At 67.8% G+C, this 500-nt stretch carries 1 protein-coding gene; it reads right to left on the bottom strand.

Features of this window, described 5'->3' with window-relative positions; genetic code table 11:
* A partial coding sequence (locus tag CXQ89_RS18105; protein ID WP_258060218.1) for a LytR C-terminal domain-containing protein occupies positions 1-500 on the bottom strand: 500 nt, incomplete at both ends.

Raw genomic sequence — 500 nt, 5'->3', positions numbered from 1 at the left:
CGCTCCCGTCCGTCCTGCTGTCCTGGAAGTAGTCCGAGCCCGGCAGGTTCCGCTGGACGCTGAACGCTGCAGACTGCCCGGCCGCTCCCGAAATCACGGCAGCGGCGCCGCGGTAGCCGGCGTCAACGTTGGACACGGCGCCCACCACGAACTTCCGGGCCAGGAACTCGTCCGCCACTGAACGTGCCAGCCCGGGCCGGCTGGTGGAGTTGTACACGTTCAGGTTGATCTGGTCGTTCGGGGTGTAGTCGAACGTTGCGGCCGGGCAGGTGGAGACGGATTCTTCCGCGGGCGCCGCTGCGGGGATTTTCAGCTGCCCGTTGATGATCGCCAACGCCGTGATGATGGCCGCTGCGATGAGGCCCACAAGCAGCACCAGGACAACCCCGTGCAGCACGCGCCGGCGCACGCGGACTGTTTCGTCGGCCTTGGCTGCCCCAAAAGTGGCACGCAGTTCCGGGCCGGTGACGACGTGGTGGCCGTGGAGGACGCTGACGTCC

The sequence above is a fragment of the Arthrobacter sp. ZGTC212 genome, from assembly GCF_002929255.1.
Taxonomy (GTDB): domain Bacteria; phylum Actinomycetota; class Actinomycetes; order Actinomycetales; family Micrococcaceae; genus Arthrobacter_B; species Arthrobacter_B sunyaminii.
The sequence above is the reverse complement of the archived record's forward strand: the minus strand, read 5'-3'. Positions and strand labels throughout refer to the sequence as shown.